This window comes from Serratia proteamaculans (assembly GCF_008830365.1).
GTDB lineage: Bacteria > Pseudomonadota > Gammaproteobacteria > Enterobacterales > Enterobacteriaceae > Serratia > Serratia proteamaculans.
In genome coordinates this window covers 46390-60884 of sequence record NZ_WBKI01000010.1, presented here as the reverse complement: position 1 = coordinate 60884, position 14495 = coordinate 46390, and the positions used below count along the sequence as shown (strand labels likewise).

The 14495-nt window shown below is 56.2% G+C and carries 15 protein-coding genes; 8 read left to right on the top strand and 7 right to left on the bottom strand.

Annotation, left to right across the window (positions count from 1 at the left end):
• The first annotated feature begins 48 nt into the window (after window positions 1-48).
• Together pcnB and folK are read left to right on the top strand one after the other, a co-directional pair.
• Window positions 49-1599, top strand: a complete 1551-nt coding sequence (gene pcnB, locus F8R23_RS22915; protein WP_151416057.1) for a polynucleotide adenylyltransferase PcnB — start codon at window positions 49-51, stop codon at window positions 1597-1599.
• On the top strand, window positions 1599-2099 hold the full coding sequence (folK, locus tag F8R23_RS22910; protein ID WP_151416056.1) for a 2-amino-4-hydroxy-6-hydroxymethyldihydropteridine diphosphokinase: 501 nt from the start codon (window positions 1599-1601) through the stop codon (window positions 2097-2099). The genes pcnB and folK overlap by 1 nt, the downstream gene beginning before the upstream one ends.
• 23 nt (window positions 2100-2122) lie before the next feature.
• Here the strand turns inward: folK and qseC are convergent, their stop codons facing one another.
• Together qseC and qseB are read right to left on the bottom strand one after the other, a co-directional pair.
• On the bottom strand, window positions 2123-3481 hold the full coding sequence (qseC, locus tag F8R23_RS22905) for a quorum sensing histidine kinase QseC (RefSeq protein WP_129936151.1): 1359 nt from the start codon (window positions 3479-3481) through the stop codon (window positions 2123-2125).
• A complete protein-coding gene (qseB, locus tag F8R23_RS22900) occupies window positions 3478-4140 on the bottom strand; it encodes a quorum sensing response regulator transcription factor QseB (RefSeq protein ID WP_112347353.1) in 663 nt (220 codons plus the stop codon). Before qseB ends, qseC begins: the two co-directional genes overlap by 4 nt.
• Before the next feature lie 169 nt (window positions 4141-4309).
• On the opposite strand from qseB, the gene panB reads away from it, so the two are divergent.
• From panB to panD, 3 genes are all read left to right on the top strand, one after another.
• Window positions 4310-5104 (top strand): 3-methyl-2-oxobutanoate hydroxymethyltransferase, encoded by a 795-nt coding sequence (gene panB, locus F8R23_RS22895; protein WP_129936150.1) that lies wholly within the window; start codon window positions 4310-4312, stop codon window positions 5102-5104.
• 24 nt (window positions 5105-5128) lie between these two features.
• Window positions 5129-5983 (top strand): pantoate--beta-alanine ligase, encoded by an 855-nt coding sequence (panC, locus tag F8R23_RS22890; RefSeq protein ID WP_129936149.1) that lies wholly within the window; start codon window positions 5129-5131, stop codon window positions 5981-5983.
• A 143-nt stretch (window positions 5984-6126) separates the two neighbouring features.
• Window positions 6127-6507, top strand: a complete 381-nt coding sequence (panD, locus tag F8R23_RS22885) for an aspartate 1-decarboxylase (RefSeq protein WP_024484346.1) — start codon at window positions 6127-6129, stop codon at window positions 6505-6507.
• A 37-nt stretch (window positions 6508-6544) separates the two neighbouring features.
• Here the strand turns inward: panD and F8R23_RS22880 are convergent, their stop codons facing one another.
• From F8R23_RS22880 to F8R23_RS22870, 3 genes are all read right to left on the bottom strand, one after another.
• A complete protein-coding gene (locus F8R23_RS22880) occupies window positions 6545-7825 on the bottom strand; it encodes a polysaccharide deacetylase family protein (protein ID WP_099065286.1) in 1281 nt (426 codons plus the stop codon).
• A 222-nt stretch (window positions 7826-8047) separates the two neighbouring features.
• Window positions 8048-8818 (bottom strand): ABC transporter permease, encoded by a 771-nt coding sequence (locus F8R23_RS22875; protein ID WP_099065287.1) that lies wholly within the window; start codon window positions 8816-8818, stop codon window positions 8048-8050.
• Window positions 8815-9738 carry an ABC transporter ATP-binding protein gene (locus tag F8R23_RS22870; RefSeq protein WP_085118881.1) on the bottom strand — a complete coding sequence of 308 codons (924 nt, stop codon included), beginning with the start codon at window positions 9736-9738 and terminating at the stop codon, window positions 8815-8817. Before F8R23_RS22870 ends, F8R23_RS22875 begins: the two co-directional genes overlap by 4 nt.
• 236 nt (window positions 9739-9974) lie before the next feature.
• On the opposite strand from F8R23_RS22870, the gene can reads away from it, so the two are divergent.
• A complete protein-coding gene (gene can, locus F8R23_RS22865; protein ID WP_061807929.1) occupies window positions 9975-10631 on the top strand; it encodes a carbonate dehydratase in 657 nt (218 codons plus the stop codon).
• Window positions 10632-10668: 37 nt separating this feature from the next.
• On the opposite strand, the gene hpt is transcribed toward can, so the two are convergent.
• Window positions 10669-11205: a hypoxanthine phosphoribosyltransferase gene (gene hpt, locus F8R23_RS22860; RefSeq protein WP_012146700.1), complete on the bottom strand. Its 537-nt coding sequence runs from the start codon at window positions 11203-11205 to the stop codon at window positions 10669-10671.
• A gap of 99 nt (window positions 11206-11304) precedes the next feature.
• Complete coding sequence (gene cueO / locus F8R23_RS22855) at window positions 11305-12924, bottom strand: multicopper oxidase CueO (protein ID WP_129938811.1); 1620 nt, start codon at window positions 12922-12924, stop codon at window positions 11305-11307.
• 236 nt (window positions 12925-13160) lie between these two features.
• On the opposite strand from cueO, the gene F8R23_RS22850 reads away from it, so the two are divergent.
• Window positions 13161-13508, top strand: coding sequence for a YacC family pilotin-like protein (locus F8R23_RS22850; protein WP_099065294.1), 348 nt, complete (start codon window positions 13161-13163; stop codon window positions 13506-13508).
• 109 nt (window positions 13509-13617) lie between these two features.
• Complete coding sequence (gene speE, locus F8R23_RS22845) at window positions 13618-14481, top strand: polyamine aminopropyltransferase (RefSeq protein WP_129936147.1); 864 nt, start codon at window positions 13618-13620, stop codon at window positions 14479-14481.
• The last annotated feature ends 14 nt before the right edge of the window (window positions 14482-14495 follow it).

Genomic DNA, 14495 nt, shown 5'->3' with positions numbered 1-14495 from the left:
GCTATTTTTTGTTAGCGCCATTTTTATCAGACACTATCGAGGTGTACCATTTTTACCCGAGTAGCCAATTTCTGCCGTAAGGTGCTAATCCGCGATGACAAGCAGCCGCGCGATGATGCGCCGGTCAGCGATAAAAACGTAGTCCGCGAAGAAAGCGTGGTGGCGGCTCCGCCGGCCGCGCCGCAGCAACGTTCCGCCGATCGCGGCAGAGAAAGCCCTGCCCGCCGGCCTGCACCGCGTAAACGCTCACCTTTTCCCGCCGCAGAGAGCAACGGTTCAATGACCGTGATCCCACGCGACCAGCATTCCATCTCACGTAAAGACATCAGTGAGAATGCGCTGAAGGTACTGTATCGCCTGAATAAATCCGGCTTCGAGGCCTATCTGGTCGGTGGCGGCGTACGTGACCTGTTGCTGGGCAAAAAACCGAAAGATTTCGACATCACCACCAACGCAACACCGGAGCAAGTACGCAAGCTGTTCCGCAACTGCCGTTTGGTTGGCCGCCGCTTCCGCCTGGCACACGTGATGTTCGGGCCGGAAATTATCGAGGTTGCCACCTTCCGTGGTCACCACGAGCAGCAAACGCCGGAATCTGACAAAAATTCTTCCCAGCAGGCCCAAAACGGCATGCTGCTGCGCGACAACATCTTCGGTTCGATCGAAGAAGATGCCCAGCGCCGCGACTTCACCATCAACAGCCTGTATTACGGCGTGGCGGACTTCACTCTGCGTGATTACGTCAACGGCCTGCGCGATCTTAAACAGGGCGTGATCCGCCTGATTGGCGATCCGGAAACCCGTTATCGTGAAGATCCGGTGCGCATGCTGCGCGCAGTGCGCTTTGCCGCCAAGCTGGACATGACCATCAGTGACGAAACTGCCGAGCCGATCCCGCGCCTGGCATCCTTGCTGCATGAGATCCCGCCGGCACGTCTGTTTGAAGAGTCTCTCAAGCTGCTGCAGGCAGGCTACGGTTATCCGACCTATCTGAAGCTATGTGAATATCAGTTGTTCCAGCCGCTGTTCCCACAGATTTCACGTCACTTCACGCCGACCCAGGACACGCCGATGGAGCGTATTCTGGCGCAGGTGCTGAAGAACACCGACTACCGCCTGCAGAACGACATGCGCGTCAACCCGGCGTTCCTGTTTGCTGCTATGCTTTGGTACCCGCTGCTGGAACATGCGCAAAAACTGGCGCAGGAGAGCGGACTGGCGTACTACGACGCCTTCGCGCTGGCGATGAATGACGTGTTGGACGAGCAGTGTCGTTCGCTGGCCATCCCGAAACGCATCACCACGCTGGTTCGCGATATCTGGCAGTTGCAGCTTCGCCTGTCCCGTCGTCAGGGCAAGCGCGCGCACAAGCTGATGGAACACCCGAAATTCCGCGCCGCTTACGATCTGCTGGCGCTGCGTGCCGAAGTGGAAGAAAACCAGGAAATGCTGCGTCTGGCCGAATGGTGGGGCGAGTTCCAGGAAGCCACACCGGCACGCCAGAAAACCATGTTGAGTACTTTGGGTGACGATCCGGCACCGCGCCGCGCGCGTCAACGCCGCCCTCGCCGCCGGACGCCGCGTAAAGAAGGGGAATAATGATCCGCGTTTATATCGCGCTGGGTAGCAACCTGGCGCACCCGCTACAACAGATGAAAGCCGCACTGGAAGCGTTGGAGCATCTCCCACGCAGCCGGTTGATCGTTTGTTCTTCGTTTTACCGTACCAAGCCGCTGGGCCCACAGAACCAGCCGGACTATCTCAATGCGGTGGTGGCACTGGATACATTGCTACCCGCAGAACAGTTGCTCGATCACACCCAAGCGATAGAACGCAATCAGGGCCGCGTGCGCAAAGATGAGCGCTGGGGCCCACGGACTCTGGATCTGGATATCATGCTGTATGGTGAGCAGGTCATTCATACCGACCGCCTGACGGTGCCGCACTACGGCCTGAAAGAGCGTGAGTTCATGCTCTACCCGTTGGCAGAAATCGCCCCCGAGTTAATCTTCCCCGATGGCGAATCACTGGCCAGTTGCCTGAAACGCGTGCCACAAAATGGCATGGAACTCTGGCACAAACCCAAGCACAAAACCTGAGTCGGGCGCAATATGCAGCGCCCCTACAGCATCACCTGAGCAACAAATCCCCCTTCTGACCGGTTGGCAAAGCTAACGCGTAATCCGTGTAAGCCAGCAATACGCTGCACAATCGACAACCCCAACCCGCTGCCGGTTTGTTCCTGGCCTGGCGGACGATAAAAACGTTCCCCCAACCGCGCCAGATGTTCCACCGTTACCCCAGGACCATTATCCTCGACCGTCAGCAGGCGCTCTGTCAGCCTCACAGTGACGATGCCGCCCGCTGGAGTATACCGCACCGCATTATCCAGCAGATTGCGCACCAGCAGCGACAGCAGGAGCGTTTGCCCCTGTAGGGGCGGTGGCGAGCCCTGTTGTTCGTAACGCAGGGTGACGCCGGCAGCATGAGCATGGCGATCCTGCTCTGCCAGCGTCATCGGCACCAGTTGGCCCCAGTCGACCGCTTCCAGCTCAGCCCGGTCAGACAGGGAGTCCAGCCGCGATAGCGTCAGCAGTTGATCCACCAGCCGGGTGGCACGATCAATACCCACCGTCAGATTGCCCAACGCATGCTCACGCATCGGCTCGTCATCACCGGCCAACTGTACCACCTCTGTCTGTACCCGCAGCGCCGCCAACGGACTGCGCAGCTCATGGGCTGCATCAGACGTAAAGCGCCGTTCACGCACCAGCAACGCATTGATACGAGTAAACAGTGCGTTAAGCGCATCGACCAGCGGCCGGACTTCGGTCGGTACCTGACGCGCGTCCAATGGCGTGGCATCGTCCGGTGCGCGCTGGCGCAATCCTGCTGCAACACTTCGCAGTGGCCGCAGCTCACGCCCCACCATCAGCGCAATCAGCAGCATCAGGATCGGCAGCGTCACCAACCACGGCACCAGTTGCCCGGTCACCATGCCCAATGCCATATCCCGGCGATAGTCCCACTCTTGCCCTACCACGATACGATAGCGGCCATCCGGGCTGGTCAGCCACAGTAAGCGCCAACTGTCGTCATCGCCTTTGCGTTCACCATCGGTGAAACCTTCACGATCGCCGTCAAAGCGGAAATCCGCGCCATTTTCCCCGTCGTTGAGCAGCATCTTGCCATCGCGATCGAAGATGGCGAACGCCAGCGCGTCATCATCCTGCTCGCCACGCTTGCCGTGATGCACCAGCTTTTTGGTTTTCGGCAGGCTGCGTACGCTCTCATCAGCCAGCAGATCGCCCAGGTTGACGGTCGCCAGCCGTTTGGCAAACAGCATCTGTTGAGTATCAAACACTTCGTTGATGGTGTTACGCGTCATCATCCACGCCACCAGGCTGGCAGAGCACCAGGTCAACAGCGCCAGCAGGCTGAAAATCAGGATCAGCCGTAGCCGCAGACTAAGATGTTTCACGCGTCATCCCCCAACGTGTAACCCACGCCGTGAAGAGTGCGGATGAACCCGTTACCCAGCTTGCGCCGCAGATGATGGATATGGACCTCCACGGCGTTGCTGCTGACGTCATCGTCCCAGTTGTACAGTTTTTCCTGGATCAGCGGCCGCGCCAGCACCCGCCCCTTGTTATGCAGGAACAGTTCCAGCACCGCCAGTTCGCGTGGCGTCAGCGTGACCGGCTCGCCGTTGCAGCTCACGCTGCGGGTGGCGGTATCAAACACCACATTGCCATGCACCAATTGTGGCATCAGTTGGCCATGGCGACGGCGGATCAACGCCTGCAGCCGCGCCGCCACCTCCGCCAGGGCAAAAGGCTTGCACAGATAATCATCTGCCCCGCTTTGCAGGCCGTTGACTCGTTGCTCCAGCGCGTCGCGCGCGGTCAGGATCAGCACCGGCACGTCATGACCGGCCTGTCGCCACTGACGCAACAAGTCCAGGCCATCAAGGCCCGGCAGGCTCAGATCGAGGATCACCGCATCGTAGGGCGCGCTTTCCAGCGCATTTTTGCCGACCAGCCCATCGGTAAACCAGTCCAGATTAAAGCCGAGCTTGGTCAGCCCGGCCTTGATACCGTCGCCGATTAACTTGTCATCTTCTATCAGCAGAATTCGCATGTGCGTCCTTTTTTAGCCATTGCAGGCCATTACACCACAAGGTTCTTAAGAACCGCTTAAGCATTATGATCTGCGCTACCCACCCCGTTAGGGTTACAGTAGAATGACAGCACTTTTTTGCAGCCAGGGCCCTGCGCACGCCGCACGACCCTATTCAGGAGACGACGTGATGAAACCCACCACCGTGACCCATTTGCACCAGTGGAAGCAGGAACAGCGCAAGTTTGCTTCCCTCACCGCCTACGATGCCAGCTTTGCCAAACTGTTTGAAGAGCAAGGCGTTAAAGTGCTGCTGGTGGGCGATTCGCTGGGCATGACGCTGCAGGGCCACGACTCCACGCTGCCGGTCACCGTCGCCGACATTGCCTATCATACCCGTGCCGTGCGCCGTGGCGCTCCGGCCTGTCTGCTGCTGGCCGACCTGCCCTTTATGAGTTACGCCACCCCACAGTTGGCCTGTGCCAATGCCGCCGAACTGATGCAGGCCGGTGCCAATATGGTGAAGCTGGAAGGCGGCAGTTGGCTGTGTGAAACGGTGAAAACGCTCACCGAACGTGCCGTGCCGGTATGCGGCCACCTCGGCCTGACACCGCAGTCGGTCAACGTATTCGGCGGCTACAAGGTGCAGGGCCGTGATGAGCTCGCCGCCAAGCAGCTGCTGGAAGATGCAAAAAATCTGGAGCTGGCCGGTATCCAACTGCTGGTGCTGGAGTGTGTACCGACCGAACTGGCACGCAAGGTCACCGAAGCCCTGACCATCCCAGTGATCGGCATTGGCGCCGGTAACGCCACTGATGGCCAGATCCTGGTGATGCACGACGCATTCGGTATCACCGGCGGTCACACGCCGAAATTCGCTAAAAACTTCCTGGCGCAAAGCGGCGATATCCGCTCGGCGGTGCAACACTATATTCAGGACGTGGAGCAAGGAATTTACCCCGCTGAAGAGCACTCTTTCAACTAAAGTGACCGCGTTAGGAGTTATGCAATGGTAATTATCGAAACCCTGCCGCTGTTGCGTCAGCAGATACGCCGCTGGCGTCAGGATGGGAAACGCATCGCGCTGGTGCCAACCATGGGCAACCTGCACGAAGGCCATATGACACTGATCGATGAAGCCCGTGCGCGCGCCGATATCGTGGTGGTCAGTATCTTCGTCAACCCGATGCAATTCGAACGTCCAGAAGATCTGGCGCGTTACCCACGCACCCTGCAGGAGGACAGCGAAAAGCTGACCCGTCGCGGCGTTGAACTGGTGTTTGCACCGGCCCCGGCCGATGTCTATCCGCAGGGGCTGGAACAGCAAACCTACGTCGATGTGCCGGGTATCTCCAGCATGCTGGAAGGTGCCAGCCGTCCGGGCCACTTCCGCGGCGTCGCCACCATTGTCAGCAAGTTGTTCAATCTGGTGCAGCCGGATCTGGCCTGTTTTGGCGAGAAGGATTACCAGCAACTGGCGTTGATCCGCAAGATGGTGGCGGACATGGGCTATGACATCGATATCGTCGGCGTGCCGACCGTGCGAGCCAAAGATGGCCTGGCGCTCAGCTCGCGCAACGGCTATCTGACCGCTGAAGAGCGTAAAATCGCCCCGCAGCTCAGCAAAATCATGAATGCGTTGGCTGAACAGCTCAGCAACGGCGAACGCCACGTCAACGAGTTGCTGGAACAAACCGCCGAACACCTGCGCAACGCTGGTTTCACGCCGGATGAGCTGTTTATCCGCGACGCCGACAGCCTGCAACCGCTGGGTGTTGAAAGCCAACGTGCCGTGGTGTTAATGGCCGCCTGGCTGGGTAAAGCGCGGTTGATCGACAATCAACAGGTTGACCTGACGCTGTAGGTTTTTGCATATTTGGTACCGCTGTTACCGGGAAAGTAATAAAAAATCTACCCTAATGGATTTCGAGTTGCAGCTTGAAAGACGAAGGGTTTAGGACGCCACCTCAATCGCCTGTGAAGGCTGAAACTTAGTTAGGTAAAGTTATGATACGTACTATGCTGCAAGGCAAGCTGCATCGGGTGAAAGTGACTCAGGCTGACTTGCACTATGAGGGCTCCTGCGCCATCGACCAGGACTTCCTGGAAGCCGCAGGCATTCTGGAATATGAAGCTATCGATATCTATAACGTTGATAACGGTCAGCGTTTCTCGACCTATGCCATCGCCGCCGAACGCGGTTCGCGCATTATTTCGGTCAACGGCGCGGCAGCACGTTGCGCCTGCGTGGGCGACAAACTGATCATCTGTTCCTATGTGCAGATGAGCGACGCCGATGCCCGCCAGCACCATCCTAAAGTGGCCTATTTCGAAGGTGACAACCACCTGCAACGCAAGGCGAAAGCCGTGCCGGTACAGGTCGCCTAAAACAAAACGGGCGCTGTCGGCGCCCGTTCCTTTCTTGCTATTGCACCACCAGCGTTCCTGGCTTGTTGGCTATTCTGTCCGCCATGGTCTGAATCGAGTCGGTGCGCAAAATATACAGCCGTTTCAGCGTATAGGGGTTATCCCCCGGTTTCACTTTACCCTGCACCGTGGTCACTGCCATATGGAACCCGGCATCTTTCGCGGCCTGTATCGCCCGCTGGTTGTAGCCGCCAAACGGGTAGGACACATACAGCACATGCGGATTAAACTGCGACAGCGCACGGCGTGAGTGCTCAAAATCGAATTCGATATTGTGCAGCGAGCGGCTCAGCAGGATCGGCTGACGATTACCGTCGGTACGATGCAGGAAATGGGTATGCGACTGCACGTCGAAGACGTCCTGAATCTGCTTCAGTTCGGAAATACTCATAAACTGCAGCGAGTCTGGGTTCCACTTTTGCGGGTGACGTTTAATGCGCGAAGAAATGATAAACGCCGTAGCGCGGAAGCCGTAATTCTTCAAGACTGGGTAAGCATAGCGATAGACCGATTTCAGCCCGTCATCAAACGTCAGTACTACCGCCCTGCCCGGCAGGTTGATCTGATTTTTCAGGTAGGCTTCCAACTGATACAGGGAAATGGTGTCATACCCCGCCTGCTTCAGATAGGTCATCTGGTTACTGAACGCCACGTCCGACGTGGTGGTCGAGGTATGGCGGAAGCGCTTGTTCTCTTCGTTTTTCAGCAGATGATGGTAGGTCAGTATCGGTATACCTGTGTCAATCTCGCAGTCCAGCTCACTGACATAACCCAGGCGATCGCCAATGTTGATCTCGTACCAGGTATTGTTGAGCCGGTCTTTCAGCTTACCGATGATCGGGTAGCGCAGGTTCTCTTCCAGTACGCCAAACACATCGCTGCTGTTATCCGCATCGGTATAAACGTTGATCGCCTTGTGAGTGATCAGATTCTGGTTGGTCAGCGGTTTATTCAGTTCCCCCAGATCATCCTTCACCTTGCGTGATTTTTTGAGATCGCGCACATCGTCTTTATCGATAAACCCCGTGCCGTGGCCGAATTTGAACTCGTAATATTCCGCATCCGCCGGGAACACCTGGATCAGTTGCCCCTGTTTCACTTCACCAACCGGAATGACATGCTCGCCAATCAGCGAATAGACTTCGCTGTCGCGTTGCGCCTCCATATATTCGGATTTAACAGCACTGTCTTCCGACAGCAAATTTGCCAGGCTTGCCGGGGCGACAAGTGACATCAGGATGCCGAGTAACCCAGCCGCTATCTTGTGTGTAGACCGCATGGTTATGTTCTGCTTACGAGTGCGTAATACCCCTCGCCTTTCAAGCCGCAACTTGAAATTCATAGGGCATATAACAAAATGGAGAAAATGTGGAGCGCCAGCATAGCACGATTTGAACAGCCGGGAGAAAGGGGTTATTTGAGCAATTTTATTGATTTACAGGGTGCTTGCTTCAGGTCAATAAAAGCGTCCCCGCACGCGATGCCCGGGGACACGGGTTAATCAGGTACGCAGACCGCGACCGCGCTCAATCAGGTACCAGGACAACAGGTAGAACACCGCAATAAACGCCACCAGCACCGTCATGGTCAGCGCCAACGGCACGTCGCTGATGCCCAGGAAGCCATAGCGGAATCCGCTGATCATGTAGACGATCGGGTTCAGTTTGGACACCGCCTGCCAGAACGGCGGCAGCAGCGTCAGCGAGTAAAACACCCCACCCAGATAGGTCAGCGGCGTCAGTACGAAGGTCGGGATCAGGCTGATATCGTCAAAGGTGGTGGCAAACACCGCATTGATCAGGCCCGCCAGCGAGAACAAAATCGCCGTCAGCAGCAGCGTGGCCACAATCACCCACCAGGCATGCACCTGTAGCGGCACGAAGAACAGCGAGATCACGGTGACCAGCACGCCGACACAAACACCGCGCGCGACACCACCGCCGACGTAACCGGCGATCACCACGTGCGTCGGTACCGGCGCCACCAGCAGTTCTTCAATATTGCGTTGGAATTTGGCGCTGAAGAACGAGGAGGCCACGTTGGCATATGAGTTGGTGATCACCGCCATCATGATCAGGCCAGGGACGATAAACTGCATGTAATCAAAACCGTGCATCTCACCGATACGTGAACCAATCAGGTTGCCGAAGATGATGAAATACAGCGTCATGGTGATCACCGGCGGTACCAGCGTCTGGATCCAGATGCGGGCAAAACGGTTGATCTCTTTGGCCCAGATGCTCTGTAAGGCCACCCAATACAAACGCATCATGCTTTTTCTCCATTACCGTTAACCAGGGTGACAAACAGCTCTTCCAGCCGGTTAGCCTTGTTACGCATACTCAGTACCTGAACGCCCTGGGTGCTGAGCTGGGCAAACAGGCCATTCAGGCCCTGCTCGCGCATCACTTCCACTTCCAGCGTTGAAGTGTCCGTCAGGCGGTGGCGGTAACCGTCCAGTTTCGGTAACGGGCTTTTCGCCGCCAGATCGAGGATGAAGGTTTCAGACTTCAGCTTGGCCAACAGACCTTTCATCGAGGTATTTTCCACCAGTTCGCCGTTCTGGATAATGCCGATATTGCGGCACAGCATTTCTGCCTCTTCCAGATAGTGGGTGGTGAGGATAATGGTGGTGCCCTGCGCGTTGAGCTCTTTCAGGAAGCCCCACATCGAGCGGCGCAGCTCGATATCTACCCCGGCAGTCGGTTCATCGAGGATCAGCAATTTTGGCTGATGCATCAATGCGCGGGCGATCATCAGGCGGCGCTTCATCCCGCCGGATAACATGCGGGCACGTTCATCGCGCTTGCCCCACAGATCCAACTGGGTCAGGTATTTTTCCGCCCGCACCAGGGCTTCACGGCGAGTCACGCCATAGTAGCCCGCCTGATTGACCACAATCTGCATCACGGTTTCAAACGGGTTAAAGTTGAACTCCTGCGGCACCAGCCCAAGCTGGCGTTTGGCATTAACAATGTCTTTATCGATGTCGTAGCCGAACACCCGCACGCTGCCGGACGTCTTATTGACTAGCGAGCTGATAATGCCGATGGTGGTGGATTTCCCGGCGCCGTTAGGCCCCAGCAAAGCGTAGAAATCCCCTGCCTCGACGTTCAGGTCGATCCCGCGCAATGCCTTGACGCCACCGGCGTAAGTCTTGGTTAACTGCGCTATTTCCAGTGCATAATTCATAAGTTAAAAAGTACCTTGTGACGATGAGTATGCTGCTGCGTCTTGTAATGAAGATGATCTTATCATCAGCAGCGTTTTCACTGAGGCAAATCCGTGCGGAAAATTCAGGTTCCATCCCGCCATACTGTATAAAAAGTGGCTGAATACCGTCTTGCGTAACTGTTCCGATTTCCAAAATGTGATGCTTGTCCTATATTACCCCAACGCAATCTGTTCGTTACAGGTCTATAACCTCCATGAAAGAAATCGAAAAGCTTATCGCTAATAACCATACCTGGTCAGCTAACATCAGCAAGGAAGACCCAGACTTTTTTGAACGTTTAGCCCAGGCGCAAAAGCCCCGCTTTTTATGGATAGGTTGTTCAGACAGCCGCGTTCCCGCGGAAAGACTGACCGGGCTGGAGCCAGGTGAACTGTTTGTCCACCGTAACGTGGCCAACCTGGTGATTCATACCGATTTAAACTGCCTGTCAGTGGTGCAGTACGCCGTCGACGTGCTGGAAGTTGAACATATCATTATTTGCGGCCACCTGGGCTGCGGCGGTGTGGAAGCCGCGGTTGAGAACCCGGAACTGGGGCTGATCAACAACTGGCTGCTGCACATTCGTGACCTGTGGTACAAGCACAGCTCACTGTTGGGTGAACTGGAGCCGGAACAACGCCTCGACGTACTCTGTGAAATCAACGTGATTGAGCAGGTCTACAACCTGGGCCATTCCACCATCATGCAATCAGCGTGGAAACGTGGCCAGAAAGTCATGATTCACGGTTGGGTGTATGGCATCCAGGACGGACGCTTGCGCGATCTTGAAGTGGCGGCCACCAGCCGCGAAAGCCTGGAGATGGGCTATCGCAAGGCCATGGCTACATTGCAGCAGGATAAGGGCATTTAATTCTGTCACGGGCGCGGTAAACCGCGCCCGCAGCTTATTACTCGTCCAGCAGCACCACTTTGCCAACGTACGGCAGATGGCGATAACGCTGGGCGTAGTCGATACCATAACCCACCACAAACTCGTCCGGAATGGGGAAGCCCACGTACTCCACCGGCACTTCAACCTCACGGCGTTCAGGCTTGTCCAGCAGGGTACAGATCGCCAGGGATTTCGGCCCGCGCAGCGCCAGAATTTCGCGCACTTTGTTCAGCGTATTGCCGGAATCAATGATGTCTTCCACGATCAGCACGTCTTTACCACGGATGTCTTCATCCAGATCCTTGAGGATTTTCACATCACGGGTAGTAGACATGCCGCTGCCGTAGCTGGAAGCGGTCATAAAGTCGACCTCATGCGGCACTTCAATCGTGCGACACAGATCGGCCATGAACATAAAGGAGCCGCGCAGCAGCCCGACCAACACCATATCACTGCCGCTATCGCGGTAATCTTCGGTGATCTGGCGGCCAAGTTCAGCAATACGGGTCTTAACTTCCTGCTCGGAAATCATTACTTCTACAGTGTGTTTCATAGTTTTCAGGTCAGTTGCCGGAAGAAGGGCGCAGAGTTTAGCATAGCCTGAAGCCACTGGCGACGCGAGTGCGCCGCCCGTTGTTCCAGGGTGGGTGGATCAGTCGGTTACGGTAAAGCCCAGCATCATGCCGGTATCTTCATGTTCCAACAGGTGGCAGTGGGCCATATAGGCATGATCGCTGTTGGCTGGGTGATCAAAACGCACCAGCACTTCACTGCGCCAACCTTCGACCAGCACCGTATCTTTCCAGCCGCTGCGATGGGCCGCCGGGGGCTTGCCGTTTTCCGACAGAATACGGAACTGAGTGCCGTGAATATGGAACGGGTGCAGCATCATGTCGCCTTCACCGGAAATGGTCCATTTTTCATATTTTCCGCGCTTGGCCTCAAACATCGGCTTGGTCATGTCGAAGGCTTTACCGTTGATCATATTGCCATGGCTGAAGTCGAACGGCTTGGCACCCTGATCCATCCCCTTCATATTACCGTGATCCATGCCTTTCATCGCACCGTGGTCCATGCCTTTCATGTCGGCCATCTCACCGCCGCCTTTAGCCATATTGCCGTGATCCATGCTCATGCCGGCCATGGCCTGATGACCGTAGCGATCCATCAAGGCCTGCATGCCCAGCTTGTCCAACTGCGGGTTCATCATCAGTTGCAGCCAGCGCTCCTGGATCCCACTCACCGCCGGTAATACAGGCAGTTTCACCAAGCTGTCCGGCATGGTCTTGATGCCCTTCGCCAGCGAAGGCTGAATATGCAATACCGGCAGCGGCTGGTCGAACGGTGCCAGCGTCATGCCCATCTGTTTAACCGGCAGCGTGACGATATCAAAGGGTTTGCCATCGGATGCATCCACCAGCACTTCGAAGCGTTCGCCCATCAACATCGACAGCTCGGTCAGCTTGACCGGTTCGGCCAGAAAACCACCATCACTGGCGATCACATAGAGTGGACGGTTATCACTGGTTGCCAGATTCAACGAACGCGCATTGCAACCGTTGAGAAAACGCAGGCGCAGCCAGCCGCGAGGTGCCACATGCCGTGGATACTGGGCACCGTTGGTAAACATGCGATCACCGAACCAGCCTACCGCTGCGCTCATGACATCCAGTTGGTATTCAATCTGTGCGTCTTTGCCCAGCCGCTTGTCCTGCAGGATCACCGGAATATCATCCTGCCCCCAGGTTTTCGGCAATGGCAGCTTGCTGCTCTCTTCATCTTCCAACAGCACCAGCCCTGCCAAGCCCATCATCACCTGCTGACCTGTCTTGCCGTGGGTGTGCGGATGGAACCAGCAGGTAGCTGCGGGTTGTTCCACCGTGAACTGCACCCTGCGCGTGGTACCTGGTTGGATCAGCGCCTGTGGGCCGCCATCGACGTCGCCGGGGATTTCCAGACCGTGCCAGTGGACGGTACTGGCCTCCGGCAAGCCATTGCGGATATCCACCGTGACCGGCTTGCCACGCTGCAGCCGTACCGCCGGCCCCAGCAATGCACCATTAACCCCCCAGGTTTGGGTTGCCTTGCCTGGCAGCCAGTTCATTTCACCGGTTTGCAGCGCCAAAGCGATGTTCCCCTGCGCGTCTGGCATCAGCAACGGCGGGATCGGCAACGCCGGCAGTTCAGCTGCCCACGCGCCCCGGCTCCACAAGGGTAAAGCACTTGCCGCGCCCAGCGCAGCGGTCAATTTGATAAAATCACGGCGTAACATCGCTGACTCCCTTTTTCAGTGATCGGCCCTTAATGCGACGTAAGGTGCAGCTCATTCAATGAACCTGCGCCTTGAAAGATTATGGATATAGCTTTATCTGCGCACAGCCTAAACCCTCCCCTAAGCGGAAGGTCAAGCCTTTGCTGCCGGTTATGTTACCTGCAGGTAATAAAATTTGGTGCCTTTACAAGCAAGTGTGATAACGTCTGTGGACAATAAACAGGTCTATTTTCATGATGAAAAAAACAACGTTACTGGTGCTGTTACTGACCATGCTGGGGTTCTCCAACGCCAGTCTGGCGCTGAATGAGTCTGAGGCGGAAGATCTGGCCGATCTGACGGCGGTCTTTATTTATTTGAAAAATGACTGCGGCTATAACGACTTGCCCAATGCCCAAATCAAACGCGCCATCGTTTATTTTGCCCAGCAAAACCGTTGGGATCTGAGCAACTATAATAGCTTTAATATGAAGGCGCTGGGTGAAGACAGCTATCGCGATCTCAGTGGTATCGCCATCCCTACCCCCAACAAGTGCAAATCCCTGGCACGCGACTCGCTTAGCCTGCTGGCTTACGCCAACTAATCCCCCGCCTTGCGCTATCTCTGTTTGAAATTCAGCCGTGCATCACCGGGCAGAGTTAGCTATGATGTTGCGCCAATTTTTCATGGCTGTTATTACGGAGTTCCCGCACATGGCCCAGAAAGAAATTTGGTATGAAACGCTGCATGCCAACTTCGGCCAGTACTTCTCGGTAGAGAAGATACTGTATCGTGAGAAGACCGAGCATCAGGATCTGGTGATTTTTGAAAACCCGGTTCTGGGGCGCGTTATGGCGCTCGACGGCGTGGTGCAAACCACCGAGCGTGATGAGTTCATTTATCACGAAATGATGACTCACGTACCGCTGCTGGCCCACGGTCAGGCGAAGAAGGTGCTGATCATCGGCGGCGGTGACGGCGCCATGCTGCGTGAAGTCAGCCGGCATCAGGGCGTAGAGCAGATCACCATGGTCGAGATCGACGCCGGCGTGGTCGAGTTCTGTCGCCAATACCTGCCAAACCACAATGCCGGAGCTTACGACGACCCACGCTTCAAGCTGGTGATCGACGACGGCGTCAACTTTGTTAATCAGACCGATGAAAAATTCGATGTGATTATCTCCGACTGTACCGACCCTATCGGCCCTGGCGAAAGCCTGTTCACTTCAGCATTCTACGAAGGTTGTGCGCACAGCCTGAACGACGGCGGCATTTTTGTTGCGCAGAACGGCGTGTGCTTCCTGCAGCAAGACGAAGCGGTCAATAGCCACACCAAGCTGAGCCAGTACTTCAACGACGTTAGCTTTTACCAGGCGGCGATCCCGACCTATTACGGCGGCATCATGACCTTCGCCTGGGCGAGCCAGGATCCGGCGCTGCGCCAGCTCGATCTGGCAACGCTGCAACATCGCTTTCATCAAAGCGGTTTAAGCTGTCGTTATTACAACCCGGCAATTCACGCGGGCAGCTTTGCTCTGCCGCAGTATTTGCTCGACGCACTGAACGTTACACGTTAAGCGAGAAGATAAAG